The organism is Cognatilysobacter terrigena (assembly GCF_004361065.1).
GTDB classification, from domain to species: Bacteria; Pseudomonadota; Gammaproteobacteria; order Xanthomonadales; family Xanthomonadaceae; genus Cognatilysobacter; species Cognatilysobacter terrigena.
Genome location: NZ_SELT01000005.1, coordinates 82,372 through 108,103, shown reverse-complemented (window position 1 = coordinate 108,103; position 25,732 = coordinate 82,372). Strand labels below are relative to the sequence as shown.

General features: G+C 68.1%; 26 protein-coding genes and 1 tRNA gene. 22 read left to right on the top strand and 5 right to left on the bottom strand.

Annotated elements, in window-relative coordinates:
* The first annotated feature begins 45 nt into the window (after positions 1 to 45).
* A complete protein-coding gene (locus tag EVS83_RS05260; RefSeq protein ID WP_133499981.1) occupies positions 46 to 1,707 on the top strand; it encodes a transglycosylase SLT domain-containing protein in 1,662 nt (553 codons plus the stop codon).
* Positions 1,708 to 1,774: 67 nt separating this feature from the next.
* Here EVS83_RS05260 and EVS83_RS05255 read toward each other — a convergent pair whose 3' ends face one another.
* From EVS83_RS05255 to EVS83_RS05245, 3 genes are all read right to left on the bottom strand, one after another.
* The gene (locus tag EVS83_RS05255) at positions 1,775 to 2,164 is read right to left on the bottom strand and encodes a hypothetical protein (protein WP_133499980.1); all 390 of its coding nucleotides are present in this window, start codon (positions 2,162 to 2,164) and stop codon (positions 1,775 to 1,777) included.
* A gap of 82 nt (positions 2,165 to 2,246) precedes the next feature.
* The gene (gene asd / locus EVS83_RS05250) at positions 2,247 to 3,092 is read right to left on the bottom strand and encodes an archaetidylserine decarboxylase (RefSeq protein ID WP_133499979.1); all 846 of its coding nucleotides are present in this window, start codon (positions 3,090 to 3,092) and stop codon (positions 2,247 to 2,249) included.
* On the bottom strand, positions 3,089 to 3,727 hold the full coding sequence (locus EVS83_RS05245; RefSeq protein WP_133499977.1) for an SCO family protein: 639 nt from the start codon (positions 3,725 to 3,727) through the stop codon (positions 3,089 to 3,091). The genes asd and EVS83_RS05245 overlap by 4 nt, the downstream gene beginning before the upstream one ends.
* A gap of 81 nt (positions 3,728 to 3,808) precedes the next feature.
* Here EVS83_RS05245 and prmB point away from each other — a divergent pair, with 81 nt between their 5' ends.
* The 11 genes from prmB to EVS83_RS05190 all read left to right on the top strand — a co-directional run bounded on the left by prmB (position 3,809) and on the right by EVS83_RS05190 (position 15,759).
* Positions 3,809 to 4,741 (top strand): 50S ribosomal protein L3 N(5)-glutamine methyltransferase, encoded by a 933-nt coding sequence (gene prmB / locus EVS83_RS05240; RefSeq protein ID WP_133499976.1) that lies wholly within the window; start codon positions 3,809 to 3,811, stop codon positions 4,739 to 4,741.
* A 4-nt stretch (positions 4,742 to 4,745) separates the two neighbouring features.
* Positions 4,746 to 5,837, top strand: coding sequence for a chorismate synthase (gene aroC, locus EVS83_RS05235; RefSeq protein ID WP_133499974.1), 1,092 nt, complete (start codon positions 4,746 to 4,748; stop codon positions 5,835 to 5,837).
* A 133-nt stretch (positions 5,838 to 5,970) separates the two neighbouring features.
* A complete protein-coding gene (locus EVS83_RS05230) occupies positions 5,971 to 6,984 on the top strand; it encodes an aspartate-semialdehyde dehydrogenase (RefSeq protein ID WP_133499972.1) in 1,014 nt (337 codons plus the stop codon).
* A gap of 105 nt (positions 6,985 to 7,089) precedes the next feature.
* Complete coding sequence (locus EVS83_RS05225; protein WP_246022777.1) at positions 7,090 to 8,751, top strand: type IV pilus assembly protein FimV; 1,662 nt, start codon at positions 7,090 to 7,092, stop codon at positions 8,749 to 8,751.
* On the top strand, positions 8,748 to 9,581 hold the full coding sequence (gene truA / locus EVS83_RS05220) for a tRNA pseudouridine(38-40) synthase TruA (RefSeq protein WP_133499969.1): 834 nt from the start codon (positions 8,748 to 8,750) through the stop codon (positions 9,579 to 9,581). The genes EVS83_RS05225 and truA overlap by 4 nt, the downstream gene beginning before the upstream one ends.
* Positions 9,578 to 10,246 (top strand): phosphoribosylanthranilate isomerase, encoded by a 669-nt coding sequence (locus EVS83_RS05215; RefSeq protein WP_133499968.1) that lies wholly within the window; start codon positions 9,578 to 9,580, stop codon positions 10,244 to 10,246. Before truA ends, EVS83_RS05215 begins: the two co-directional genes overlap by 4 nt.
* A 43-nt stretch (positions 10,247 to 10,289) precedes the next feature.
* Entirely contained in the window at positions 10,290 to 11,516 is a 1,227-nt protein-coding gene (trpB, locus tag EVS83_RS05210; protein ID WP_133499967.1) for a tryptophan synthase subunit beta, read from the top strand.
* Between the two features lie 100 nt (positions 11,517 to 11,616).
* On the top strand, positions 11,617 to 12,411 hold the full coding sequence (trpA, locus tag EVS83_RS05205; RefSeq protein ID WP_133499965.1) for a tryptophan synthase subunit alpha: 795 nt from the start codon (positions 11,617 to 11,619) through the stop codon (positions 12,409 to 12,411).
* Between the two features lie 120 nt (positions 12,412 to 12,531).
* Entirely contained in the window at positions 12,532 to 13,410 is an 879-nt protein-coding gene (gene accD, locus EVS83_RS05200; protein ID WP_133499964.1) for an acetyl-CoA carboxylase, carboxyltransferase subunit beta, read from the top strand.
* The gene (gene glmM, locus EVS83_RS05195; RefSeq protein ID WP_133499963.1) at positions 13,407 to 14,756 is read left to right on the top strand and encodes a phosphoglucosamine mutase; all 1,350 of its coding nucleotides are present in this window, start codon (positions 13,407 to 13,409) and stop codon (positions 14,754 to 14,756) included. The genes accD and glmM overlap by 4 nt, the downstream gene beginning before the upstream one ends.
* 61 nt (positions 14,757 to 14,817) lie before the next feature.
* The gene (locus tag EVS83_RS05190; protein WP_133499961.1) at positions 14,818 to 15,759 is read left to right on the top strand and encodes an isopenicillin N synthase family dioxygenase; all 942 of its coding nucleotides are present in this window, start codon (positions 14,818 to 14,820) and stop codon (positions 15,757 to 15,759) included.
* Between the two features lie 68 nt (positions 15,760 to 15,827).
* Here the strand turns inward: EVS83_RS05190 and EVS83_RS05185 are convergent, their stop codons facing one another.
* Together EVS83_RS05185 and EVS83_RS05180 are read right to left on the bottom strand one after the other, a co-directional pair.
* Positions 15,828 to 16,499 carry a DUF6445 family protein gene (locus EVS83_RS05185; RefSeq protein WP_133499960.1) on the bottom strand — a complete coding sequence of 224 codons (672 nt, stop codon included), beginning with the start codon at positions 16,497 to 16,499 and terminating at the stop codon, positions 15,828 to 15,830.
* A 7-nt stretch (positions 16,500 to 16,506) separates the two neighbouring features.
* Positions 16,507 to 17,031 (bottom strand): DNA-deoxyinosine glycosylase, encoded by a 525-nt coding sequence (locus EVS83_RS05180; RefSeq protein WP_133499959.1) that lies wholly within the window; start codon positions 17,029 to 17,031, stop codon positions 16,507 to 16,509.
* 59 nt (positions 17,032 to 17,090) lie between these two features.
* On the opposite strand from EVS83_RS05180, the gene tpiA reads away from it, so the two are divergent.
* The 10 genes from tpiA to nuoG all read left to right on the top strand — a co-directional run bounded on the left by tpiA (position 17,091) and on the right by nuoG (position 25,729).
* On the top strand, positions 17,091 to 17,843 hold the full coding sequence (gene tpiA / locus EVS83_RS05175) for a triose-phosphate isomerase (RefSeq protein ID WP_133499958.1): 753 nt from the start codon (positions 17,091 to 17,093) through the stop codon (positions 17,841 to 17,843).
* A gap of 20 nt (positions 17,844 to 17,863) precedes the next feature.
* Complete coding sequence (gene secG, locus EVS83_RS05170; RefSeq protein WP_133499957.1) at positions 17,864 to 18,328, top strand: preprotein translocase subunit SecG; 465 nt, start codon at positions 17,864 to 17,866, stop codon at positions 18,326 to 18,328.
* 94 nt (positions 18,329 to 18,422) lie between these two features.
* Positions 18,423 to 18,507: transfer RNA gene (locus tag EVS83_RS05165), tRNA-Leu, on the top strand.
* A gap of 94 nt (positions 18,508 to 18,601) precedes the next feature.
* Positions 18,602 to 18,958: an NADH-quinone oxidoreductase subunit A gene (locus EVS83_RS05160; protein WP_133499956.1), complete on the top strand. Its 357-nt coding sequence runs from the start codon at positions 18,602 to 18,604 to the stop codon at positions 18,956 to 18,958.
* A 13-nt stretch (positions 18,959 to 18,971) separates the two neighbouring features.
* Positions 18,972 to 19,538, top strand: a complete 567-nt coding sequence (locus EVS83_RS05155; RefSeq protein ID WP_133499954.1) for a NuoB/complex I 20 kDa subunit family protein — start codon at positions 18,972 to 18,974, stop codon at positions 19,536 to 19,538.
* A complete protein-coding gene (locus EVS83_RS05150) occupies positions 19,535 to 20,278 on the top strand; it encodes an NADH-quinone oxidoreductase subunit C (RefSeq protein ID WP_133499953.1) in 744 nt (247 codons plus the stop codon). The genes EVS83_RS05155 and EVS83_RS05150 overlap by 4 nt, the downstream gene beginning before the upstream one ends.
* A complete protein-coding gene (locus EVS83_RS05145; RefSeq protein ID WP_133499952.1) occupies positions 20,275 to 21,576 on the top strand; it encodes an NADH-quinone oxidoreductase subunit D in 1,302 nt (433 codons plus the stop codon). Before EVS83_RS05150 ends, EVS83_RS05145 begins: the two co-directional genes overlap by 4 nt.
* A gap of 25 nt (positions 21,577 to 21,601) precedes the next feature.
* Positions 21,602 to 22,129, top strand: a complete 528-nt coding sequence (gene nuoE, locus EVS83_RS05140; RefSeq protein WP_133499950.1) for an NADH-quinone oxidoreductase subunit NuoE — start codon at positions 21,602 to 21,604, stop codon at positions 22,127 to 22,129.
* A gap of 7 nt (positions 22,130 to 22,136) precedes the next feature.
* A complete protein-coding gene (gene nuoF, locus EVS83_RS05135; protein WP_133499949.1) occupies positions 22,137 to 23,501 on the top strand; it encodes an NADH-quinone oxidoreductase subunit NuoF in 1,365 nt (454 codons plus the stop codon).
* On the top strand, positions 23,498 to 25,729 hold the full coding sequence (gene nuoG, locus EVS83_RS05130) for an NADH-quinone oxidoreductase subunit NuoG (protein ID WP_133499947.1): 2,232 nt from the start codon (positions 23,498 to 23,500) through the stop codon (positions 25,727 to 25,729). Before nuoF ends, nuoG begins: the two co-directional genes overlap by 4 nt.
* Positions 25,730 to 25,732 lie beyond the last annotated feature (3 nt).

The following is a 25,732-nucleotide window of genomic DNA, read 5'->3' as shown; positions in this document are numbered from 1 at the left end:
CGCACCTACGCTCGCCCGTTCCCGCCGTACGTCCCCCGATTACCGATGCCACTGCCGCTTCGTCACCGACTGTCGCTTGCCTGCGCCGCGCTGCTGCTCGCGCCGTCGCTCGTCCTCGCCGCCAAGCGCGAGACCGTTTCCATCGACGGTCTGACCTCGCGCATGCAGGCTGCCGAGAGCCGCTTCACCAAGGCCGCGATCGGCGTGCGCAACGACGACCCCGGCGCGCAGACCGAAAGCGACGCCGCGCTGCAAGACATGGAGGACGTGATGAACGCCTGCATCCGCCTGCGCGGCTGCCCGGTGAACACCTTCCTTGCGACGTACAACCGCCTGTTGAAGCAGTCGGTCGACGCAGACGCGGACGACAGCGACGACGAGGAGCTTCCCGCCGATTCGATCGGCCACGAAGGCGTCGCCGCCAACGTGCCGGAAGCCGCGCGCGCCGCGGCGCTGCTGTCGGAGGATCACCGCTTCGATCGCATGGTCGAGTACAACCCGGCCGTGCAGCAGGCGATCCGTCGCTGGCTCACCGACATGCGCGGCTCGCTGATCTCGAGCTACGAGAACTACCAGTCGCTGCGTTACCTGATGTGGCCGGAGTACGAGCGTCGCGGCCTGCCGGAAGCGCTGCTGTTCGGCATCATGGCGAAGGAATCGAACGGCAAGGTGCACGCGACGTCGCGCACCGGCGCGGCAGGCCTCATGCAGTTCATGCCGGCGACGGGTCGTCGTTTCGGCCTCGGCGACGACGGCACCGGCTTCGACACGCGCTACGACCCGCGTTCCGCCGCGCAGGCCAGCGCCGAGTACCTCAACGAGCGCATGGGCCAGCTCAATCGCAACATCGAACTCGCGCTCGCGGCGTACAACGGCGGCGAAGGCCGCGCGCTGCGCGTCTACCAGGGCACCGGCGCGAAGTCGTTCTGGGACGAGTCCGTCTACAACCAGGTCCCCGCGGAGACGCGCGACTACGTGCCGATGGTGATCGGCGCGGCGTGGCTGTTCATGCATCCCAAGGAATACGGCCTGACGTTCCCGAAGGTGTCGGCGAAGCCGGCGTCCCTGCGCCTGACGCAGCCGGCGTCGATCTACCAGCTCACCGTCTGCCTCGGAAACAAGGGTGTGCACGACGGCTACATGCGCACGCTGCGAAACCTCAACCCGCGCTACCAGCCGGAGACGTTCCTGCCGACCGGCACGGTGATCAACGCGAACACCAAGATCGTCGGCGCCTACAACCGCTGGTGCACCAACGGCGCACGCGCCGACCTCGCGCGCACGCTGGTGCTGAGCGATCCGAGCCGCGCGATCGTGCGTACCGGCCCGCTGCAGACGCTGCCGGCCTCCGACGACAGCGATTCCGCGCCGTCCGACACGGTGTCGACGGGCTCGCCCGCGCCGCTCGCGAGCACGGCCATTCCGTCACGCCCCGAGCCGGTCGCGACGCCTGCACGCGACGAGCGTCGCAGTGCGCCCAAGGAGGCAGCTCGCGACGAACGCCGCAGCGCCAAGGCGGATGACGCGAAGTCGTCGAAGAAGTCGAAGACGCCGCGCAGCTATCGCGTGCAGACCGGTGAATCGCTGTCGACCATCGCGCGAAAGTTCGGCTGCGACGTCGACGATCTCGCCAAGGCGAACGGCATCAAGCACTCGAACGCGTTGAAGCGCGGCCAGGCGCTCAAGCTGTCCAGCTGCGAAGGCTGATTGATCTGTCGCAAAGAAAAACGCGCCGGCAACGGCGCGTTTTTCGTTAGCGCTGGCGAAGGGAAACTCAGTGCGCGGCAGGCGTGCACTTGAGGCCGGCGGCCGGCGGAGGCGGCGGGCTGGGATCGTCCTGCTTGGGACCGATCGCCACCGCGCGCTTCGATGACGCAGCCACCGTCGACGCCATCTGGCTGTTCGGATGCGGTCCGACCGGGTCGTCCTGCTTCGGACCGATCGCAGCGCTCGCCGTCCCGTTCATGCCGGCCGCCGGCGAGCAGCCCGGCTGCGGCGAGATGCCGCCCTGCACGATGATCGCGGGCGACGGCGTCGTGCGGCCGGCGCTGGCGGTCGGCACGCGAACGGGCGTGGGCTTCGCAGCTGGTTGCGGCGTCTGCGCAGCGGTGAGGCCGGCCGCGGTCAAGCCGAGGGTCAACAACAGGACGTGCATGGAGCGCATGGCGCTTCCTTCGCTTCAGGAAGCGCCGATGCTAGGCGGACGACGGGACCGCGATGCCGCCGTCCGTCGAGATAACCGGGTGCTAACGACGCAGCAGCGTCGCGAGCCGCTGGCCGAGGCGCACCGGCGACTCCGCGTGCAGCGACGGATCGAGCGTCGCCACGCCCGCGGGCAGCAGCACGATCACCGTCGAGCCGTAGTTGAATCGCGCCATCTCCGCGAAGCGTTCGAGGGTGATGCCGTTCTCGTAGCGCTTCTCGGTGATCTTGTGCCCGTACTGCGGGATCTCGACGCCACCCCAGACGGTTTCCACGCCCGACACCAGCAGCGCTCCGACCATCACCAGCACCATCGGCCCGAAGTCGGTGTCGAAATGGCAGACGAGGCGCTCGTTGCGCGCGAACAGGCGCGGCACGAGGCGCACGGCGTTCGGGCCGACGCTGAACAGGCGACCCGGCACATGCACGGTTCGCGTCAGCGTGCCGGTCCACGGCATATGGACGCGGTGGTAGTCGCGCGGCGACAGGTACACGGTCGCGAACACGCCGTCGGCGAACGGCTGTGCGTCGACGGCGCTGCCGAGCAGTTCGCCCGCGGTGAAGCTGCGGCCCTTGGCCTGGAAGATCTCGCCGTTGCGGATCGGACCGCACTGACTGATGCGGCCGTCGGCGGGCATCAGGATCGAGTCGGCGTCGACGTGCGCGGAACGCGCGCCCGGCTTCAGCGAGCGGGTGAAGAACGCATTGAACGAATCGTACGAGCGCGGGTCGGCGTTCGCGGCCTCCTCGAGGTCGACACCGAATTTCCGCGTCACCGTGTCGATCAGCCAGCGGCTGACCTTCGGATGTTTCGAATACGCGAGCGATCGCGCGAGCGACGACAGGAAACGATGGGGCAGGGCGTAGGTGAGGCGGGTGACCAGGCTCATCGCGTCGTCTTCGTCAAAGTCGTGAGGTCCGCGGCGATCGCGGCGGGATCGAGCGGCGGCTGCACGAGGCCCGCCATCCGGCCCTCAGGATCGAGGGTCACCATCGTCGCGCTGTGATCGACGGCGTAGGCGTCCGCGGGTGCGCCGGCGGCCGGTGGCATCTTCTCGAAGACGAGGCCTACCGAGCGTGCAAACCGCTCGAGCGTCGGCACGTCCGCGGTGGCGGCCAGCGTGTCGCGATGGAAGGCGTGCGCGTATTCGCCGACGCGATCGGGCGTGTCGCGGTCCGGATCGACCGACACGAACAGCAGGCGCGGGCGCGTGGTTTCCGGCAGCGCTTCCCACTGCTTCTGCGCCTTCGCCATTTCGGCGAGCGTGGTCGGGCAGACGTCCGGGCAGTGCGTGAAGCCGAGGAAGACGAGCGTCCAGTGGCCTTTGAGTTCCCCGGGCACGAGCTGCGTACCGTCGGACTGGCGCAGGGAGAACGCGGGAATCTCGCGTGGGTCGATGAGGTGAACCGCCTTGAGCGCCGGGGCGTCGGCGGCGGCCGGTGCGAACACGTGGCGCGCAGCGACGAGGCCGAGGCCCGCGGCGAGGGCGGAGGCGATGACGAGCAGCGTCGTCCGGTTGAACATGGTCGGCTCCAGGCCCGACGGGACCGGCGATGATACCGGCCGCCCGCTATAATCGCGGGCCTTCATGCGTGTGCGACGTCAATGGACGCGGGCCTTCCGACCTTCCAGCAGGTCTCGATCATCGACCTCATCCGCTACGGCGGCTCGCTGTTCAATGCGTCCGGCCTGACGTTCGGCCACAGCTACGACAACGCGCTCGACGAATCGACGCAGCTCGTCCTGCACGCGCTGCACATGCCGCACGACCTCAGCCCGGTGTACGGCGCGTCGCGCGTCACCGACGAGGAAGCGCGCCGCGTCATGGACCTGTTCCGTCGCCGCATCGACGAGCGCGTTCCCGCCGCGTATCTCACGGGCGAAGCGTGGTTCGCCGGCCTGTCGTTCAAGTCCGACCGCCGCGCTTTGGTGCCGCGTTCGCCGATCGCCGAACTCATCATCGCGGGCTTCGAGCCGTGGCGGGGGGAGCGCGACGTCGACCGCGTGCTCGACCTCTGCACGGGCTCGGGCTGCATCGCGATCGCGACCGCCCACTACCACCCGAACTGGGACGTGGTCGGTATCGACATCAGCGACGAAGCACTGACGCTGGCCGAAGAGAACAAGGAACGCCTGCAGGTTCCGAACGTTTCGTTCGTGAAGTCGAACCTGTTCGAGGACCTGCAGGGCGAGATGTTCGACCTGATCGTCACCAACCCGCCGTACGTCACGAACGACGAGACCGACGCGCTGCCGCGCGAGTATTCGTACGAGCCGGAACTCGGCCTGCGTGCGGGCGACGATGGCCTCGATCTCGCGCTGCGCATCATGCGCGACGCACCCGATCATCTCAGCGAGAACGGCCTGCTGATCTGCGAAGTCGGCGAAGCCGAGCACGCGCTGGTCGAGCTGCTGCCGGAACTGCCGATGGCATGGGTCGAGTTCAAGGTCGGCCAGATGGGCATCTTCGTCGTCGAGCGCTCGGACCTCGTCGAGCACCACGCGCGCATCCGCGAACTCGCCGACGCCCGCGCCTGATCGCATGAACTCCTTCGGCCACCTGCTGCGCGTCACGACCTTCGGCGAAAGCCACGGTCCGGCGATCGGCTGCGTGGTCGACGGCTGCCCCCCGGGCCTGCCGATCGCGGTCGAAGATTTCGCGCGCGATCTCGAGCGTCGCGCCACCGGCCGGAGCCGTCACACGTCGCAGCGTCGCGAGACCGACGAGGTCGAGATCCTCAGCGGCGTGTACCAAGGCGTCACCACCGGTACGCCGATCGCACTGCTGATTCGCAACACCGACGCGCGCAGCAAGGACTACGCGTCGATCGCGCAGCAGTTCCGTCCGGGGCACGCCGACTACACGTATCAGGCGAAGTACGGCGTGCGCGACCCGCGCGGTGGTGGCCGATCCAGCGCGCGTGAGACCACGATGCGCGTTGCCGCCGGTGTCATCGCGAAGAAGTGGCTCGCGCAGGCGTTCGACGTCGAAGTGCGCGGCTACCTGTCGCAGCTCGGCGAAATCCGGTCCTCGCGCCCGCATGTGCCGGACTGGAACGATGTCGAATCCAATCCGTTCTTCTGGCCCGACGTCGATCAGGTCGGCGAACTCGAGGCCTATATGGACGCGCTGCGCAAGTCCGGCGATTCCGTCGGCGCGCGCGTGGAAGTCGTCGCGAGCGGCGTGCCGGCGGGTTGGGGCGAGCCGATCTACGGCAAGCTCGACGCCGAACTCGCGGCGGCGCTGATGAGCATCAACGCGGTGAAGGGCGTCGAGATCGGCGACGGCTTCGATGCGGTCGCGATGCACGGTTCGCAGCACCGCGATGCGATGCGCCCCGGCCCGCACGGTCTGCCCGATTTCGACAGCAACCACGCCGGCGGCATCCTCGGCGGCATCAGCACCGGCCAGTCGGTGCGCTGCTCGGTCGCGTTCAAGCCGACGTCGAGCCTGCGCCTGCCGGTCGACAGCGTCGACGTCGACGGCAATGCGGTCGAAGTGGTGACGACGGGTCGCCACGATCCCTGCGTCGGTATTCGTGCGACGCCGATCTGCGAAGCGATGTTCGCGCTGGTGCTGATGGACCAGGCGCTGCGTCATCGCGCGCAGTGCGGCGACGTGAAAAAACGATAGCGGCCAGTCGTCAGCGCGCGCCTGCGGGCGTGTCGCGCGTCTGCGCCGCGGTGTGATGTCGAATTCATCCAATTTTGCGGTCCTGCACGATGCCCGAGGCCGGCGCGACCGCCACCAGAGAGACCGAAATCCAATGAAGAACCCCGTGAACGTTGCGGTCGTGGGCGCCACCGGCGCCGTCGGCGAAGCCATGCTGAAGGTGCTCGACGAGCGCGACTTCCCGATTGCCGAGCTGCACCTGCTTGCGAGCGCGCGCTCGGCCGGCGAGAAGATCGCCTTCAAGGGCCGCGGCATCACCGTGCAGGACCTCGCCACGTTCGACCCCAAGGGCGTCGACATCGCGCTGTTCTCGGCGGGTGGTGACATCTCGAAGGACTATGGGCCGAAGTTCGCCGAGGCGGGCGCGGTCGTCATCGACAACTCGTCGGCATTCCGCTACCTCGACGACGTGCCGCTCGTGGTGTCGGAAGTGAATCCCGAGGCGGCGAAGAACCGTCCGCGCGGCATCATCGCGAACCCGAACTGTTCGACGATGCAGCTGATGGTCGCGCTCGCCCCGATCCAGCGCGAAGTCGGCATCGAGCGCATCAACATCGCGACGTACCAGTCGGTATCGGGCACGGGCCGTCGCGCGCTCGAAGAGCTCGGTCGCCAGACCGCCGCGCTGCTCAACTTCCAGGATCCGAAGCCGGAGGTATATCCGGTGCAGATCGCGTTCAACGTGATCCCGCACGGCGGCGACTTCCTCGACAACGGCTACACCAGCGAGGAAATGAAGCTGGTGTGGGAGACGCGCAAGATCCTCGGCGACGACACGATCCAGGTGAACCCGACGGTGGTCCGCGTGCCGGTGTTCTACGGCCACTCCGAAGCCGTGCACATCGAGACGCGCGAGAAGATCAGCGCCGAACGCGCACGCGAGCTGCTGTCGACCGCGCCCGGCATCGAGCTGGTGGACGAGCGCAAGGCGGGTGGTTATCCGACGCCGGTGACCCATGCGTCGGGCAACGATCCGGTCTACGTCGGCCGCATCCGCGAGGACATCTCACACCCGCGCGGCCTCTCGCTGTGGGTCACCGCGGACAACATCCGCAAGGGTGCCGCCCTCAACGCGGTGCAGCTTGCGGAACTCGTGCTCGCCGAGTAGGCCCGACCGCCCGCGTCGCACGGGCTCGTGCGATGCGGGCGCGTCCTGCTAGAGTCGGCGCGTAACGAAGGGGAGAGATCGGTGAGGCCAAGTCTGCGAAATGCCGTGTTGCTGGCCCTCGCGCTGGCGAGTGGCTCGGCTCACGCGCTCGGGCTCGGACAGATCCAGGTGAAGTCGGGGCTCGGGCAGCCGCTGCTGGCCGAGATCCCCGTGGTCAGCAACGACCCGTCCGAACTGGTCGATCTCGAAGCCGCGCTGGCGTCGCCCGAAACCTTTACACGGGTGGGTCTCGAGCCGCCGATCGGCATCGTCGCGGACCTGCATTTCGTGGTCGGCAGCGACACGGCAGGGCGCCCGGTCATCCGCATCACCACGGCCCAGCCGGTCACCCAGCCGCTGCTGAACTTCCTCGTCCAGGTCGACTGGGGCGAGGGCCGGTTGGTCCGGGAGTACACGGCGACCGTGTCGACGCCCGGCTCGATCGACGCGCAACCGGCCGTGGTCGTCGAGGCGCCGACGGCGGAGGAACCCGCGGTGGTGGAGCGCCCGGTGGCGCTCGAACCGACGCCGGCTCCGGCACCTGTCGCGGCGACGCCTGCGGCACCCGCCACCCCGGCCCCCACCCCCGCACCGTCGCCGGTCGCCGCGCAGCCGTCGGGCTCGGCGCCCGCACCGGGCGAATATCGCGTCCGTCGCGGCGATACCGCGTCGGTCATCGCCTCGCGCGTCGCGCCGGAAGGGGTGACGAACGCGCAGACGATGGTGGGCCTGCTCCGAGCGAACCCCGAAGCCTTCATCGCAGGCGACCTCAACCAGCTGCGCAGCGGCAGCGTGCTGCGCGTGCCGGCGACGCCGGAGCTGCAGGCGATCGAGGCGCGCGAAGCCGCCGACCTCGTGCACACCTACACGCATCAGGTGCGACAGGCGCGCACGCAGCCGCAGGCGCCGGTCCCACAGGCTCCCGCGCCACGCACGGCAGCGGCCCCGGCGGACGCCGGCGGCCGTCTCGAAATCGTTCCGCCGGGCGCGGGCCGCAAGGCTCGCGGCGGCACCCAGTCCGGCATCGACGCCGGAGGCGAGGGGGAAATGCTTCGACAGGAACTGGCCACCACCAAGGAAACGCTCGCCGCGCGCGACGCCGAGGTGCAGGAGCTCAAGAGTCGCGTTGCCGAGCTCGAGAAGCTGCAGAACGACCAGCAGAAGCTGATCGCGATGCAGAACTCGCAGATGGCCGCTGCGCAGCAGCGCAAGGCCACGCAGGCGCCGCCTCCGGCACCGCCACAGCCTGCGCCGTCGTCGCCGCTGCCGTGGATCGGTGGTGCGATCGTGGTGGCGCTCGGCGTGCTTGCCGCGTTGTGGATGCGTCGCCGCGGCCGTCAGGCGCCGACGTTCCGCGCGCCGTCGACCGAGCCGCGCTCGTCGCTGGCCGACGCATTCCCGGCGGCGCCCGCGCCCGCACCGGCGCCGGCCGTGGTCGACGAGCCGGTCGACGCGACGCCGTCCTGGGATCGCGCACCCGCTACGGCGACGCGTTCGCGCCGTCGCACGCCTGCAAAGGCGGCTGCTCCGGCGCCCGCGCCGGCGGTCGGCCTGCCGCTCGATACGCCGTCGGCCGAAGGCGCGAACGTCGAGCGTCTCGAACTCGCGCAGGCCTACCTCGACATGGGCGACACCGAACGCGCACGCGGTCTTCTTACCGAAGTGGCCGAAAGCGGCGATGCCACCGCGCGCGGCGTCGCCGCGAAGATGCTGCAGGAAATGGGATGACCGACGGCGCGGCCACGGAGCCGGCCCCGGGCGAGTCCACGCGCTACGCGATCGGCGTCGAGTACGACGGCACCTGTTTCAGCGGGTGGCAGCGGCTGTCCGCACACGGCGAACCCGAGCCCACGCCATTGCCGACGGTGCAGGCCACCGTCGAGTCCGCGCTGTCGTTCGTCGCGGGGGCATCGATCGAACTCATCTGCGCGGGCCGCACCGATGCGGGCGTGCATGCGGCGTGTCAGGTCGCGCATTTCGACTCGCCGGTGCGCCGCGATCCGCGCGGATGGACGCTCGGCGCGACATCGAAGCTGCCGCCGGAAGTCGCCGTGTTGTGGTGTCGCGAGATGCCGCATGCGTTCAGTGCACGCTTCTCGGCGCGCGCGCGACGGTACGTCTACCGCATCCTCAACCGTTCAGTCCGTCCGGCATTGCATCGACAGGTGCTTGCATGGGAACGTCGACCGCTTGACGCCGCCGCGATGCATCGGGCGGCACAGTCCCTGCTCGGCGAGCGCGATTTTTCGGCATTTCGCACCGTGCACTGCCAGGCTGCGCACGCACGACGCGAGATGCAGGAGATCATCGTCCGTCGCGTTGGCGATGTCGTGGAGATCGAAGTGCAGGCGAATGCCTTCCTGCACCACCAGGTCCGCAACATCGTCGGCAGCCTGCTGATGGTCGGTCGCGGTGAGAAGCCGGAAGGCTGGATCGCCGAAGTGCTGGAAGGTCGGGATCGCACGCGCGCCGGCCCGACGGCGCCGTCGTCTGGACTGGTTTTCCTGGGTCCGCGGTATCCCGCGGAGTGGCAGCTTCCCCCCGAGGTCACCCTGTGAATCGAACGCTCTTCCGAACCCGCATCAAGTTCTGTGGCTTCACCCGTCCGGGCGACGTGCGCCTTGCGTGCGAACTCGGCGTCGACGGCATCGGCTTCGTGTTCGCGCAGCGCAGTCCGCGTCGCATCGCGCCGGAAGAAGCCCGTGCGATGCGTCAGGCGCTCGCGCCGCTGGTGGACGCAGTCGCGCTGTTCCAGGACAACTCGCTGGAGGAAGTGCGCGACGTCGTGCGCCAGGTGCGCCCGAGCCTGCTGCAGTTCCACGGCGGCGAAGACGACGCGTTCTGCCGCAGCTTCGGCCTGCCGTACCTCAAGGTCGTGCCGATGGGCGACGAGATCATGGCGCCGCATTACCTGCAGTTGCGCTTCCCCGGAGCGGCCGGCTTCCTGCTCGACAGCCACCGCCCCGGCGAGTCCGGCGGCAGCGGCAAGACGTTCGACTGGTCGAAGATTCCGCGGGATCTGCAGAAGCCCTACGCGCTGGCGGGCGGCCTGAACCCGGAGAACGTGTTCGACGCGGTGACCACCGCGACGCCGTGGGCGGTCGACGTCTCCAGCGGCATCGAAGCCGAGCCGGGCATCAAGGACGGCGACCGCATGCGTCGCTTCGTCGAGGAAGTGCGCCGCGCCGATTGCCATACGGACGCCATCGCTGCGGCCTGCTGAGCGCTAAACTGGCGGGCGATTCCCCGCGTTCGCTGGTTTCCCGATGTCCGACGCCGCACCGCTTTCCGTCGACGACTACAACGCCTATCCCGATACCGACGGCCACTTCGGCCGTTTCGGCGGGCGGTTCGTGGCCGAAACGCTCATGGGTCCGCTGCAGGAGCTCGCCGCGGCATACGACGCGGCGCGCGTCGATCCTGCGTTCATCGAGGAGTTCGACCGCGACCTCGCGCATTACGTCGGTCGCCCGAGCCCCATCTATTTCGCGGAGCGCCTGACGCGCGAAGTCGGCGGTGCGCGCATCCTGCTCAAGCGCGAGGACCTCAACCACACCGGCGCGCACAAGATCAACAACACCATCGGCCAGGCGCTGCTTGCCGGCCGCATGGGCAAGACGCGCATCATCGCGGAGACGGGCGCGGGCCAGCACGGCGTCGCGAGCGCGACAGTCGCGGCTCGTCTCGGTCTCGAATGCGTCGTCTACATGGGCGCGACCGACATCGAGCGCCAGAAGATCAACGTCTACCGCATGAAGCTGCTCGGCGCGACGGTCGTGCCGGTGAGCAGCGGCTCGGCGACGCTCAAGGACGCGCTGAACGAAGCGATGCGCGACTGGGTGACGAACGTGCGCGACACGTTCTACATCATCGGCACCGTCGCGGGCCCCGATCCGTATCCCCGCATGGTGCGCGACTTCAACGCGATCGTCGGCCGCGAGGCGAGGGCGCAGATGCTCGCCGAGTACGGTCGTCTGCCGGATGCGGTGACGGCGTGCGTCGGCGGCGGCAGCAACGCCATCGGCATCTTCCACGCGTTCCTCAACGATCGCGACGTGCGCCTCGTTGGCGCGGAAGCTGCGGGTGACGGCATCGATACGGGCCGACATGCCGCATCGCTCGCGGCGGGTCGTCCGGGCGTGCTGCACGGCAACCGCACGTACGTGATCTGCGACGACGACGGCCAGATCATCGAGACGCATTCGGTGTCGGCCGGCCTCGATTATCCAGGCGTCGGTCCCGAGCACGCGTTCCTCAAGGACACCGGTCGCGCGCAATACGTCGGCGTCACCGACGACGAAGCGCTCGCCGCGTTCCACACGCTTGCGCGCACCGAAGGCATCCTGCCCGCGCTCGAATCGAGCCACGCGATTGCGCAGGCGATGAAGCTGGCACGCGAGCTGCCGAAGGACGCGCTGGTGCTGTGCAACCTGTCCGGCCGCGGCGACAAGGACGTGCACACCATCGCGGCGCGCGAAGGCCTCTCGCTCTGATGCGAGCGACGCGCATGCACGCGCGATGGCGACGGTCGCACTGACCGTTCGCCACCCGCCGGCACCTTCGACGAAGGTGCGTCATCGACTTCCGGATCCCATGTCCCGCATCGACACGCGTTTCGCGCAGCTCAAGTCCGCCCGCCGCAAGGCGCTCGTTCCGTTCGTCACCGCCGGCGATCCGTCGCTGGATGCGACCGTGCCCGTCATGCACGCGCTCGTCGAGGCGGGCGCGGACGTGATCGAACTCGGCGTGCCGTTCTCCGATCCGATGGCCGACGGCCCGACCATCCAGCGCAGCTCCGAGCGCGCAGTCGCCCGCGGCGTCGGTATCGACTACGTGATGCGTTGCGTTCGCGAGTTCCGCGAGCGCGACGCGCAGACGCCGGTCGTGCTGATGGGCTACCTCACTCCGGTGGAAATCCGCGGCCCGGCTGCGTTCGCGAAGCTCGCGGCGGAGGCGGGTGTCGACGGCATCCTGCTGGTCGACCTGCCGCCGGAAGAGGCGGCCGAGTTCCGCGATGCCTTCGAGGCCGCGGGCGTCGCCCTGATCCTGCTGGCGTCGCCGACGTCGTCGGCAACCCGTGTCGACATGCTGCGCCGCCTGGCGCGAGGCTATCTCTACTACGTCAGCTTCGCCGGCGTGACCGGCGCGGCCGACCGCCTCGACGCCGGCGCCGCCGGCGAGCGCCTGCGAGCGATCCGTTCCGGCACCGATGTCCCCGTCGTCGCGGGCTTCGGCATCAAGGACGCGGCCAGCGCCGCCGCGATGGCCATCGATGCCGACGGCGTGGTGGTCGGAAGCGCGCTGGTCTCGGCGATCGCCGACGCCACCGACCCGGCCGCGGCTGCCCGGGCATTCCTGGCCCCGCTGCGCGCCGCCCTCGACGCCTGACGCCCGTCGCAGTCCCGCCTCGGCCGGTCCGCCCACGCGACCGGCCGGCCCGGAGCGCTGCGCTACACTGACCCGCTGGCCGCGAGACGGCCGTTCGTCCGACAGGGGAGAGCCTCCAGCATGTCCTGGCTCAAGAAACTGATGCCGTCCGGCATCCGCACCGAAGGCACCCAGCGCCGCCGCAGCGTGCCGGAAGGTCTCTGGGAAAAGTGCGACCGCTGCGCCTCGGCGCTGTACCGCCCGGAGCTCGAGGAGAACCTCGAGGTCTGCCCGAAGTGCGGCTACCACATGCCGATCCGGGCCCGTGCGCGCCTGGCCTCGCTGTTCGACGCCGGCAGCACCACTGAGATCGCCGCGGACCTCGGCCCGACCGACGTCCTCAAGTTCCGCGACCAGAAGAAGTATTCCGACCGCATTAAGGCCGCGCAGAAGTCGACGGGCGAGCGCGACGCGCTGATCGCGATGCGCGGCACGCTCGATGGCCGCGATCTCGTCGCCGCGTCGTTCGACTTCGCGTTCATGGGCGGCTCGATGGGCTCCGTCGTCGGCGAGCGCTTCACCCGCGCGGCCGAAACGGCGCTCGAGATCGGCTGCCCATTCGTTAACTTCTCCGCGTCGGGCGGCGCCCGCATGCAGGAGTCGCTGTTCTCGCTGATGCAGATGGCGAAGACCTCCGCGGCGCTCGGCCGCCTGCGTGAAGCGGGCCTGCCGTACGTCTCCGTGCTCACGCACCCGACCACCGGTGGCGTGTCGGCATCGTTCGCGATGCTGGGCGATCTCAACATCGCCGAACCCGAAGCGCTGATCGGCTTCGCGGGTCCGCGCGTCATCGAGCAGACCGTACGCGAGAAGCTGCCGGAAGGCTTCCAGCGTTCGGAGTTCCTCGTCGAGCACGGCGCGATCGACATGATCTGCGACCGCCGCGAGATGCGTGAGCGCCTCTCGCACCTGCTCGCGCTGATGATGAAGCAGCCGAAGCCCGAGGTCGCGGCCGCATGAGTCGTCGTTATTTCGGTACCGACGGCATTCGCGGACGCGTGGGCGAAGGCGCGATCTCGGCGGACTTCGTGCTCCGCCTCGGCAACGCCTACGGGCATGCGCTGCGTTCGAAGGCGCCCTCGTGGCGCAAGCCGGTCGTGATCATCGGCAAGGACACGCGCATCTCGAACTACATGTTCGAAGCGGCGCTCGAAGCGGGCCTCGTCGCCGCGGGCGTCGACGTGCAGCTGATGGGCCCGATGCCCACGCCCGCCGTCGCGCACCTCACGCGCTCGCTGCGCGCCGATGGCGGCATCGTGATCTCGGCGTCGCACAACCCGCATTACGACAACGGGATCAAGTTCTTCTCGGCGGAAGGCGAAAAGCTCGACGACGAGACGGAACTCGCGATCGAAGCCGCGCTCGACGAACCGTTCCGCACCGTCGCGTCCGACGAACTCGGCAAGGCCGTGCGCACGCGCGAGGCGCTGGGCCGTTACGTCGAAGCCTGCAAAGGCAGCGTGCCGCGGCGTTTCGACCTCGACGGCATGCGCATCGTCATGGACTGCGCGAACGGTGCGACGTACCAGATCGCGCCCATCGTGTTCCGCGAACTCGGTGCGCGCGTCACCACGATCGGTGTCGAACCGAACGGCACGAACATCAACGACGGCGTCGGCTCGACGCATCCCGAACTTCTCGCGAAGACGGTGGTGGAGCAGGGTGCCGACCTCGGCATCGCCTTTGACGGCGACGGCGACCGCGTGCTGTTCGTCGACGCCGAAGGCCGCGTGCGCGACGGCGACGACCTGATCTACGTGCTCGCGACCGACTGGCAGGCGCACGGCCGCCTGCGCGGTCCGGTGGTCGGCACGCTGATGAGCAATTTCGGCCTCGAGCAGGCGCTCGGCCAGCGCGGCATCAACTTCCTGCGCGCGAAGGTCGGCGATCGCTACGTGCACCAGCAGCTCGTCGCACACGAAGGCGTGCTGGGCGGGGAAGCATCGGGCCATCTGCTCTGCCTCGATCGCGTCAGCACCGGCGACGGCATCGTCAGCGCATTGCAGGTGCTGGAAGTGCTGCGTCGACGCGGCATCTCGCTCGCGCAGGCGCTGGAAGGCCTGCGGCGCGTGCCGCAGAAGACCGTCAACGTGCGTTATGCAGCAGGTGGCAAGCCGGCCGAAGCGGATAGCGTCAAGGCCGCGCTCGCGGACGCGCAGCAGGCGGTCGCCGGTCGCGGGCGTGCGTTCCTGCGTCCTTCCGGCACCGAACCCGTCGTGCGCGTGACCGTGGAAGCGGACGACGACGCACTCGTCGAGACGACGCTCGATCGTCTCGCCGCCGCCGTGCGCGAAGCCGCCGCCTGATTTCGATCAAATCGACGCAGCCGGCCGTGGCGCACACTGCCGGCTCGACCAGAGAACCGACATGAGCCAGATCCCGACCCTCGACATCCAGCGCTTCGACAATCCGTCCGAGCGCGACGCCTTCGTTGCCGAGCTCGGCGCGACCTACCGCGAGTGGGGCTTCGCCGGCATCCGCAACCACGGCATCCCGCAGCAGCTGATCGACGACGCCTACCGCGTGTTCGCCGAGTTCTTCGCGCTGCCGGATGAGGTCAAGCGCAAGTACCACGTGCCGGGCGGTGGTGGCGCGCGCGGCTACACGCCGTTCGGCATCGAGACCGCGAAGGGCGCGCAGCACTTCGACCTCAAGGAGTTCTTCCACATCGGCCGTGAGATCGCGCGCGATTCGAAGTACGCCGACGTGATGCCGCCGAACGTGTGGCCGACCGAAATCGCCGAATTCCGCGACGTCGGCTATCGCCTGTACACGGCGCTCGACGATCTCGGCTCGCGCATGCTGTCGGCGCTGGCGCTGCACATCGGCCTGCCGGGCGACTACTTCGTCAACGTGACGAACCAGGGCAATTCGATCCTGCGCCCGATCCACTATCCGCCGATCACGACGCCGGACGTGCCGAACGTGCGTGCCGGTGCGCACGAGGACATCAACCTCATCACGCTGCTGGTCGGCGCGAGTTCGGAAGGCCTGGAAGTGCTGTCGCGCAAGGGCGAGTGGATTCCGTTCACCGCGCAGGCCGACACGATCGTCGTCAACATCGGCGACATGCTGCAGCGTCTGACAAACCACGTGTATCCGTCGACGACGCATCGCGTGGTCAACCCGCCGGGTGAGAAGGCGCGCCAGCCGCGTTACTCGACGCCGTTCTTCCTGCACCCGAATCCGGACTTCGTCATCGACGTGCTGCCGTCCTGCGTGACGGCGGAAAACCCCAGCCGCTATCCCGAATCGATCACGGCGCAGGGTTATCTCGAAGAGCGCCTGCGCGAGATCAAGCTCAAGTAACGGCGCGTCAAAAAAACCCGGCCTCGGCCGGGATTTTTGGCTTCAGAGGCTCGGATAACGAGCGCGGGTTACGCCATCCAGAAGAACACCGCAGCCATGCGTTTGGTCTCGAGCGTGCGGCCCCAGTAGCGGGTCGCGCTGTGGATGATGTTCGCGCGGTAGACGAGCAGCCGGTTGTAGCGATGCGGCACGGCGACGTCTTCGACGAAGCTGCCGTCGGCGACGAACCGCGTGCCGAGCGCTTCGACGAGATTGTTGTGCGGCGGCATCACCGAGTTGCCGCCGAGCTGGCCCGTCGGCAGTCGCTGGCGGAAAAAGCTGGTGCCGCAGTCATCGGGCACTTTCGGATTCAGATACAGCACCGCGGCATAGCGGCAGAGCGCGCGCGAATCGGTGTGCGGACGCACCTCGCCTTCGTTGTCGCCGACGGCCTGGATGCAGTTGTGATTGAGCGTCGCACCGTCAGGCGAGGCCTGCACCCACAACTTCGATGCACCGGTCAGCGCCTTGACGCGTGTCTCGACGAGGTCGAGTTCGTCGGGTTCCAGGCCCGGCATGATCCGCGCGCCCGGCCAGCTTTCCTCGCGATGCGGCCAGCCGAGCGTCCAGTCGTCGCGCGCCAGCGCACGTGCGCGCACGTCGTCGGGATTCGGAAGGATGTCGTCGACCACCCAGTAGTCGCGCCCCTCGGTGGGCTTGCGGTAGGGCAGTGTCGGCAGGCGGGCGAGGGTGGGGCGCATCGCCGGACTATACCGGCGGCGATTGCAACCGCACGCCCGCGTCCGCAAGGGCGGCGCGCCACGCGTCGCGCTTGGTATCCGTCGGAATCGATCGGTTCGCGGGGCTGGTCGAGGGCAGTCGCACCAGCTTCACGCCGGCGGGGACGATGTCTTCGGGCACTTGGCGTCGAAACGTCGCCTCCGCCGTCGCGCCGTTGAACAGCACGGCCCGCAGGTGCCGATGCATCGCGAAGAACGCGGCGAAATCGTTCGCGACGGCGCCGCGGATCGCGCTGTCGAGGCTGCCGTCGCGCTCGCACGTCGCGATGACGTCCCACAGCGCGATGCCCGCATCCCGCAAGCGATCGATCCGGGCCTCGTAGGACAGAGCCGGCGTCGCGCCAACGAAGTCGCCCATGAAGGTCCAGAACAGGTTCTGGCCGTGCGCGTAGTAGCGGCCGGCACGCAGCGACGCGCCGCCCGGCATGCTGCCGAGCACCAGCGCGCGGGCGTTCGGGTTTTCGATCGGGGGCAGGCCGTGGAGGGTCGTCATGGTCCGGCAGAGCGGCGGGTGGGCTAGACTTCGCGCCGAATTTTGGAGGGGAGCACGCGATGCGTCGTCGAATCGTCGCCGGTAACTGGAAGCTGCACGGAAATCGCGCATTCGCGGCGTCGTTGCTCGATGGGATCGTCGCCGAACCCGCGCCTGCGGGCGTGGAGCGCGTGATCCTTCCGCCCCTCCCGTATCTCGGCGAGCTGGTGGAGCGCTACGGCGCGCGCGGCCTCGCGTTCGGCGCACAGGACGTCAGCGCGAACGAGACGGGCGCGTACACGGGCGAAGTCTCGGCGGCGATGCTGCTCGACGTCGGCGCGGTGTACGGTCTGGTGGGCCACTCCGAGCGTCGCCAGTACCACCACGAATCGAACGAGCTCGTCGCGCGCAAGTTCGGCGCGGCGAAGGCGGCGGGCCTCGTGCCGATCCTTTGCGTCGGCGAGACGCTCGAGGACCGTGAAGCCGGTCGCACCTGGTGGCGCCTCGAGCAGCAGCTCGAGCCGCTTTTGTCGGGCGCAGGCGTTGCGGACCTCGAGGGCGCCGTCGTGGCCTACGAGCCGGTCTGGGCGATCGGTACCGGCCGCACGGCGACGCCGGAGCAGGCGCAGGAGGTCCACGCCTTCATTCGTGGCGAGATTTCGCAGCGCGATGCTAGAATCGCCGGCTCGCTGCCGATCCTGTACGGCGGCAGCGTCAAGGCCGACAACGCGGGCGAGCTCTTCGCGCAGCCCGACGTCGACGGCGGACTGGTCGGAGGCGCATCGCTGAAGGCCGACGACTTCCTGGCGATCGCGCGAGCGGCCGCCCACTGAGCTTCCACGGGGCTGTGCCCATGCTGCTGTTTCTGAACATCATCTACGTGCTGCTGGCGGTCGCGATGATCGCGCTGATCCTCATGCAGCGCGGCGCAGGCGCCCAGGCCGGTTCCGGCTTCGGCGGCGGCGCATCCGGCACGGTCTTCGGTGCGCGCGGTTCCGCGAACTTCCTGTCGAAGTCGACGAAGTGGCTCGCGGTCGCGTTCTTCGTGCTGAGCCTCGCGATTTCATGGACCGTTTCGCGCAGCGCGCGTCAGCCCGATGCGTCGGCAGGCGGCAGCATCATGGCGCAGGTTCCGAATGCGCCGGCGTCGAACGGTGGCGCGATTCCCGCAGCACCGGCCGGTGCGATTCCGGCTGCGCCGAGCACCGTTCCCGCAGCGCCGGCTCCGACGCCGACCGCGCCTGCGACCTCCGCGCCGACGCAGCCGTCGACTGCACCTGCGACGACGTCGCCGAATACGACGACACCGGCTGGTTAAACGTTGTAATTCAGTTACAATGTGCTGCTCCGGCACGGAAGGCCGGAGTGGGTCGACAACGACCCGATGAACACGTCGCGGATGACACGTTTTTGCCCAGGTGGCGGAATTGGTAGACGCACTACCTTGAGGTGGTAGCGACTTAGGTCGTGGGGGTTCGAGTCCCCCCTTGGGCACCACACCGCAGAATCCCCCGGCCGCGATGGCGCGGGGAGTCCTAAGCGCGCCGCGCGGCCTCCGCCGGCCCGCCGCGCGAGAGCCGAGAGAACACGAGTGCTGGCCGAATATCTGCCGACCCTGCTGTTCCTGATCGTCGCCGGCGGTATTGGCGTCGCCCTCATCATCGTCGGACGTTTCCTCGGGCCCAAGCGCCCGACGGTCGAGAAGCTGCTGCCTTACGAAAGCGGCTTCAACGCGTTCGAAGACGCGCGCATGCAGTTCAACGTGCGCTACTACCTGATCGCGATCATCTTCATCGTCTTCGACCTGGAGATCGCGTTCGTATTTCCCTGGGCACTCGTGTTCCGGGAACTCGGGCCGTTCGGCCTTGTCGAGATGGGCACCTTCCTCGCGCTACTGGTGATCGGTTTCGCCTACGTGTGGAAGAAGGGCGCCCTGGATTGGGAGTGAGGCGGCTGTCGCCATGAAGAGTATTTCCGACCTCATGTTCAATCCGCTGCCCGAAGGGCGGCTGGACGACATCCTGCTGCCGGAGGCCGACAACCCGGTCATGCAGCAGGGTTTCGTCACCACGAACCTCGACACGCTGTGGAACTGGGCGCGCACCGGCTCGATGTGGCCGATGACGTTCGGCCTTGCGTGCTGCGCGGTCGAGATGATGCATGCCGGTGCCGCGCGTATCGACCTCGACCGCTACGGCGTCGTGTTCCGCCCGTCGCCGCGCCAGTCCGACGTGATGATCGTGGCGGGTACGCTGGTCAACAAGATGGCGCCGGCGTTGCGTCGCGTGTACGACCAGATGCCCGACCCGAAGTGGGTCATCTCGATGGGCAGCTGCGCCAACGGCGGCGGCTACTACCACTACTCGTATTCGGTCGTGCGCGGCTGCGATCGCATCGTGCCGGTCGACATCTATGTGCCGGGCTGCCCGCCGACGGCCGAAGCGCTGACCTACGGCATCCTGCAGCTGCAGAAGAAGATCCGTCGCGGCACCAACTTCGGTGATCGTCGCCAGGGGATGCGCGAATGAGCGCCGTGCCGACGGAAGCCATCGAGCCCGTTCTCGCCGCGCGTCTGCGCGAGCGGTTCACGGATGGTGTCGTCACCGTCGCGCTTCCGCGCGGTGAGGTCACGCTTGAAATTCCGCACGACGGCTGGCTTGCCGCCTCCCGCGCGCTGCGCGACGAATTCGGTTTCGAGCAGATCGTCGACCTCTGCGGCGTCGATTACCTGAGCTACGGCAGCGACGAGTGGGACACCGACGTGTCGTCGGAAGGTTTCTCGCGCGGCGTCGAAGGCAAGGGCGTCGGTCGCTTCGTCTGGGGTGAGCAGCCGAACGGAGCCGGTATCGCGCCGGAGCGTCGCTTCGCCGTCGTCGCCCATCTGCTGTCGGTGCAGCACAACGCGCGTCTTCGGATCCGCACGTTCGCGCCCGATGATGCGGTGCCTGCAGTGGCATCCGTCGTGGACGTCTGGCCGGGTGTGAACTGGTTCGAGCGCGAGGCGTTCGACCTCTACGGCATCGTGTTCGATGGGCATCCGGACCTGCGCCGCATCCTCACGGACTACGGCTTCGTCGGCCATCCGTTCCGCAAGGATTTCCCGCTGATCGGCAACGTCGAAGTGCGTTACGACGCCGAGCGTCGTCGCGTGGTGTACCAGCCGGTCACGATCGAGCCACGCGTCGGCGTGCCGCGCGTCATTCGCGACGACGCGCGTTACCAGACGTCCGCCGGCGAAGCCGCGCAGCGCGCGGAGGTGAAGAAGTGAGCGCCGTTCCGTCCGCTGCCGATCCGCTGCGCCCGGCCAACACGGGCCCGGAGATCCGCAACTACACGCTGAACTTCGGCCCGCAGCATCCGGCCGCGCACGGCGTGCTTCGCCTCATCCTCGAGATGGATGGCGAAGTCGTGCGTCGCGCCGATCCGCACATCGGTCTGCTCCATCGCGGCACCGAGAAGCTTGCCGAATCCAAGCCGTTCAACCAGTCGGTGCCCTACATGGACCGCCTGGATTACGTCTCGATGATGTGCAACGAGCACGCCTATGTGCGTGCGATCGAGACGTTGCTCGGTATCGAAGCTCCGGAACGCGCGCAGTGGATCCGGACGATGTTCGACGAGATCACGCGCATCCTGAACCACCTGATGTGGATCGGATCGAATGCGCTCGACCTCGGCGCGATGGCGGTGTTCCTATACGCGTTCCGCGAGCGCGAAGAGCTCATGGACGTGTACGAGGCGGTGTCGGGCGCGCGCATGCACGCCGCATACTACCGTCCGGGCGGTGTGTATCGCGATCTCCCGGATCGCATGTCCAAGTACCGCGAATCGCCGTGGCGCAAGGGCAACAGCCTCAAGCGCTTCAACGAGGCGCGCGAAGGCACGATGCTCGACTTCATCGAAGCCTTCGCGAAGGATTTCCCGGCGCGCGTCGATGAGTACGAAACGCTGCTCACGGACAACCGCATCTGGAAGCAGCGGACGGTCGGCATCGGCGTGGTGTCGCCTGAAGATGCGTATGCGTGGGGCATGACCGGCCCGATGATTCGTGGCTCGGGCATCGCATGGGATCTGCGCAAGACGCAGCCGTACGCGCGCTACGACCAGGTCGAGTTCGACATTCCGGTCGGCAAGACCGGCGACTGCTACGACCGCTATCTCGTGCGAGTCGCCGAGATGCGCGAGTCGAACCGCATCATCCAGCAGTGCGTGAAGTGGCTGAAGGCCAATCCCGGCCCCGTGATCGTCGACAACTTCAAGATCGCCCCGCCGAAGCGCGAGGAGATGAAGGACGACATGGAAGCCCTCATCCACCACTTCAAGCTGTTCTCGGAAGGCTATTGCGTGCCGGCCGGCGAGACGTACGCGGCGGTCGAAGCGCCCAAGGGCGAGTTCGGCGTGTACCTCGTCTCCGACGGCGCGAACAAGCCCTTCCGCCTGAAGTGCCGCGCGCCGGGTTTCGCGCACCTTTCCTCGATGGACGCGATCGTCAAGGGCCACATGCTGGCCGACGTGGTCGCGATGATCGGCACCTACGACGTCGTTTTCGGCGAGATCGACCGCTGAGTCGATCGCTGGAGCAAGCACTGCAATGAAAGCCACCGGCAACTTCGAAGCCTGCCAGAACGTCGACCCCGCGGTCGCGTTGAGCGACGCCACGCGCGCGCACATCGACCATTGGTTGTCGAAGTTCCCCGCGGACCGTCGTCGCTCGGCGGTGCTCCAGGGCCTGCACGCGGCGCAGGAGCAGAACGGCGGCTGGCTGTCGGACGAACTGATCGCTGCCGTCGCGAAGTACATCGGCATTCCGCCGGTGTGGGCGTACGAGGTGGCGAGCTTCTATTCGATGTTCGAGACCGAGAAGGTCGGCCGTCATAACGTCGCCTTCTGCACCAACATCAGCTGCTGGCTCAACGGTGCGCAGGAGCTGGTCGAGCACGCCGAGAAGAAGCTCGGCTGCAAGCTCGGCGAATCGACCGCCGACGGCCGTGTGTACCTGAAGCGCGAAGAGGAATGCCTCGCCGCCTGCTGCGGTGCGCCGGTCGTCGTCATCAACGGGCATTACCACGAGAAGCTCGACACCGCGAAGGTGGACGAGCTGCTCAACGGGTTGGAGTAATCGCGCGATGGCGCACTCGCACCACGACTATTCCAAGGGCTACGGCCCCGTCGGCCCGGCGCCGCAGGAGCACAACGTCGTCTATACGACGCTGCACTTCGATACGCCGTGGTCGTACGACAACTATCTCAAGACCGGCGGTTACAGCGCCTGGCGCAAGATCCTCACCGAGAAGATCGAGCCGGCGGCGGTGATCGAGATGGTCAAGCAGTCGGGTCTGCGCGGCCGCGGCGGCGCGGGCTTTCCGACCGGCTTGAAGTGGTCCTTCATGCCGAAGGGTCCGGGCCAGAAGTACATCCTCTGCAACTCCGACGAGTCGGAGCCGGGCACGGCGAAGGATCGCGACATCCTCCGCTACAACCCGCACGCCGTCGTCGAGGGCATGGCGATCGCCTGCTACGCGACGGGTTCGACCGCGGCGTACAACTACCTGCGCGGTGAGTTCCATCACGAGCCGTTCGAACACTTCGAGCAGGCGCTGAAGGAAGCGTACGAGAACGGTTGGCTGGGCAAGAACGTGCTCGGCAGCGGCATCGACGTCGACATCTATGGCGCACTCGGCGCTGGCGCCTACATCTGCGGCGAAGAAACCGCGCTGATGGAGTCGCTCGAGGGCAAGAAGGGCCAGCCGCGCTACAAGCCGCCGTTCCCGGCGAACTTCGGCCTCTACGGCAAGCCGACGACGATCAACAACACCGAGACCTACGCGTCCGTGCCGGCGATCATTCGCAACGGCGCGGAGTGGTTCGCGAACCTCGGCAAGCCGAACAACGGCGGCCCGAAGGTGTTTTCGGTGTCGGGCCATGTCGCCAATCCGGGCAACTTCGAGATCCGCCTCGGCACGCCGTTCTCCGAACTGCTGCAGATTGCCGGTGGCGTGCGCGGTGGACGCAAGCTGAAGGCGGTGATCCCGGGCGGTTCGTCGATGCCGGTGCTGCCGGGCGACACGATGATGTCGCTGACGATGGACTACGACTCGATCCTGAAGGCCGGTTCGGGCTTGGGCTCGGGCGCTGTCATCGTGATGGACGACACCACCTGCATGGTGCGCGCCTGCCAGCGCATCGCGCGCTTCTATTTCAAGGAGTCGTGCGGCCAGTGCACGCCGTGCCGCGAGGGCACCGGCTGGATGTACCGCATGCTGACTCGCATCGCCAACCGCGAAGCGACGCTCGATGACCTGCAGATGCTGCGTGCCGCAGCGGGCCAGATCGAAGGCCACACCATCTGCGCGTTCGGCGAGGCCGCCGCGTGGCCGGTGCAGGGTTTCCTGCGCCATTTCTGGCATGAATTCGAATACGCGATCGTGAACAAGCGCTTCCTCGTCGATGACGAAGCCGCCGGCACCGTCGTGCAGAAGGTGGCCGCATGAGCGCGCAACCCGTAAACCCGAACCTGCCGCCGGATCACGTTACCGTCTTCATCGACGGCGTCGAGACCGCTGCGCCGAAGGGTTCGATGATCATCCAGGCTGCCGACAAGGTCGGTATCCCGATTCCGCGCTTCTGCTACCACGACAAGCTCAGCGTCGCGGCGAATTGCCGCATGTGCCTGGTCGAGGTCGAGAAGATGCCGAAGCCGGCGCCGGCGTGCGCAACGCCGGTGATGGACGGCATGAAGGTCGTCACGCGTAGCGAGAAGGCTCTGAAGAGCCAGCGCAACGTGATGGAGTTCCTGCTGATCAACCATCCGCTCGACTGCCCGATCTGCGATCAGGGCGGCGAGTGCGAGCTGCAGGATCTGTCGATGGGCTACGGCCGATCGATTTCGCGCTTCTCCGAGCGCAAGCGCACCGTGCCGGACGAGGACATCGGTCCGCTGGTCGCCACCGAGATGACGCGCTGCATCCAGTGCACGCGCTGCGTCCGCTTCACCGCGGAAGTCGCCGGCACATACGAGCTGGGCGGCATGTACCGCGGCGAGAACCTGCAGATCGGCACGTACGACGGCAAGCCGCTGACGACCGAGCTGTCCGGTAACGTCATCGACGTCTGCCCGGTGGGCGCACTCACGAACAAGGTGTTCCAGTTCAAGGCACGTCCGTGGGAACTGATGGCGCGCGAGTCGCTCGGTTACCACGACGCGCTCGGCAGCAACCTCTTCCTGCACGTGCGTCGCGGCGAAGTGCTGCGCACCGTTCCGCGCGACAACGACGCGGTGAACGAGTGCTGGCTTTCGGACCGTGATCGCTACTCCCACCAGGGCCTGTATGCCGCCGATCGCGCGACGCGGCCGCTGGTGAAGGAAGCGGGCGAATGGCGTGAGGCGTCGTGGGAGCAGGCGCTCGCACGTGCTGCACAGATCCTGCGCGAGAACGGCGCGGACGAACTCGGCGTGCTGGTGCATCCGTCGACGTCGAACGAGGAGGGCGCGCTACTCGCACGCCTCGCCGACGCGCTGGGTACCGGCAACATCGACCATCGCATCGCGCAGTCCGATCTCTCGGATGCCGCCGTCGCGGAAACGTTCGCGATGCCGGTCGCCGACATCGAGAAGGCCTCGACGATCGTCATCGTCGGCTCCAACATCCGACACGAGCTGCCGTTGGTGCACGCACGCCTGCGCCGGGCGTGGACGCGTGGCGCCAAGATCTACGTCGTCAATCCGGTCGATTTCGACTTCACGTTCGAGCTCGCGGGCAAGCAGATCGTCGCGCCGTCGCGTATGGCCGACGCGCTCGGCGATGCGTCGCTGCGTGACACGCTCAGCGGCGCGACTTCCGCCGCGATCATTGTCGGTGCGATCGCCGAGAACGGTCCGCATGCCGCTCGCATTCGCGCCGCTGCTCGCCAGCTCGCCGACGTGACTGGCGCCAAGCTGTGCCGCGTGCCGCAGGGTGCGAATGCGGTCGGCCTGGCGCGACACGGCGTGCTGCCGACGTCGCGCGACGCGCAGTCGATGCTGACCGACGCACGTTCGGCGTACGTCATCTATGGCATCGAGCCGGGCCTCGATTTCGCTGACACCGCGACGGCGATGACCGCGCTCAACGGCGCGCAGGTCGTGGCGTTCAGTCACTTCGCCTGCGAGTCGACCCGTGCGATCGCGGACGTGATCCTGCCGATCGGCCTGCTGCCGGAAATCGATGCGACGCTGACGAATCTCGACGGCCACGAGCAGTCGACGATTGCCGGCGGCAAGCTTCCCGATCAGGCGCGCCCCGGCTGGCGCGTGCTGCGCGCGCTGGCGACCGAACTCGGTGCGCCAGGCTTCGAGTTCGTCGACCTCGCGGGTGCGCGTTCGTCGATCGCGCCGCGCAGCGTGAACGTTGCCGCCGGTCGTGCACCGGAGCTGGGGCAGGGCGGTTTCGAACTCGCGGTTTCGCCGGCGATCTATCGTGTCGATGCGGTCGTCCGTCGCGCGCCCGCGTTGCAGTCGCACCCGCTGAACCAGGCGCCGCGTGCATACGTGAACCCGCAGGATGCGCAGTCGCTCGGCCTCGAGCACGGCGCGGTCGGTCGTTTCGCGGTCTCCGCGGGTTCGGCCAAGTTGCCGGTCGAGGTGAGCGCGAAGGTCGCGCCCGGCACGATCCATATCGAAGGCGGTCACGGCGCGACGGCGCCGCTGGGCACCGCGCGCGTCGACGCCGGGAGGGCCTGACGG

Coding starts and splice junctions, on each gene's coding strand:
- EVS83_RS05255 (WP_133499980.1), bottom strand. CDS start 2,164: ATGCGCTCCATGCACGTCCTGTTGTTGACCCTCGGCTTGACCGCGGCC.
- EVS83_RS05185 (WP_133499960.1), bottom strand. CDS start 16,499: ATGCGCCCCACCCTCGCCCGCCTGCCGACACTGCCCTACCGCAAGCCC.
- EVS83_RS05260 (WP_133499981.1), top strand. CDS start 46: ATGCCACTGCCGCTTCGTCACCGACTGTCGCTTGCCTGCGCCGCGCTG.
- accD (WP_133499964.1), top strand. CDS start 12,532: ATGTCCTGGCTCAAGAAACTGATGCCGTCCGGCATCCGCACCGAAGGC.
- nuoG (WP_133499947.1), top strand. CDS start 23,498: ATGAGCGCGCAACCCGTAAACCCGAACCTGCCGCCGGATCACGTTACC.
- EVS83_RS05180 (WP_133499959.1), bottom strand. CDS start 17,031: ATGACGACCCTCCACGGCCTGCCCCCGATCGAAAACCCGAACGCCCGC.
- EVS83_RS05230 (WP_133499972.1), top strand. CDS start 5,971: ATGAAGAACCCCGTGAACGTTGCGGTCGTGGGCGCCACCGGCGCCGTC.
- trpB (WP_133499967.1), top strand. CDS start 10,290: ATGTCCGACGCCGCACCGCTTTCCGTCGACGACTACAACGCCTATCCC.
- EVS83_RS05155 (WP_133499954.1), top strand. CDS start 18,972: ATGAAGAGTATTTCCGACCTCATGTTCAATCCGCTGCCCGAAGGGCGG.
- EVS83_RS05245 (WP_133499977.1), bottom strand. CDS start 3,727: ATGTTCAACCGGACGACGCTGCTCGTCATCGCCTCCGCCCTCGCCGCG.
- EVS83_RS05150 (WP_133499953.1), top strand. CDS start 19,535: ATGAGCGCCGTGCCGACGGAAGCCATCGAGCCCGTTCTCGCCGCGCGT.
- secG (WP_133499957.1), top strand. CDS start 17,864: ATGCTGCTGTTTCTGAACATCATCTACGTGCTGCTGGCGGTCGCGATG.
- trpA (WP_133499965.1), top strand. CDS start 11,617: ATGTCCCGCATCGACACGCGTTTCGCGCAGCTCAAGTCCGCCCGCCGC.
- glmM (WP_133499963.1), top strand. CDS start 13,407: ATGAGTCGTCGTTATTTCGGTACCGACGGCATTCGCGGACGCGTGGGC.
- tpiA (WP_133499958.1), top strand. CDS start 17,091: ATGCGTCGTCGAATCGTCGCCGGTAACTGGAAGCTGCACGGAAATCGC.
- asd (WP_133499979.1), bottom strand. CDS start 3,092: ATGAGCCTGGTCACCCGCCTCACCTACGCCCTGCCCCATCGTTTCCTG.
- nuoF (WP_133499949.1), top strand. CDS start 22,137: ATGGCGCACTCGCACCACGACTATTCCAAGGGCTACGGCCCCGTCGGC.
- truA (WP_133499969.1), top strand. CDS start 8,748: ATGACCGACGGCGCGGCCACGGAGCCGGCCCCGGGCGAGTCCACGCGC.
- nuoE (WP_133499950.1), top strand. CDS start 21,602: ATGAAAGCCACCGGCAACTTCGAAGCCTGCCAGAACGTCGACCCCGCG.
- EVS83_RS05190 (WP_133499961.1), top strand. CDS start 14,818: ATGAGCCAGATCCCGACCCTCGACATCCAGCGCTTCGACAATCCGTCC.
- aroC (WP_133499974.1), top strand. CDS start 4,746: ATGAACTCCTTCGGCCACCTGCTGCGCGTCACGACCTTCGGCGAAAGC.
- prmB (WP_133499976.1), top strand. CDS start 3,809: ATGGACGCGGGCCTTCCGACCTTCCAGCAGGTCTCGATCATCGACCTC.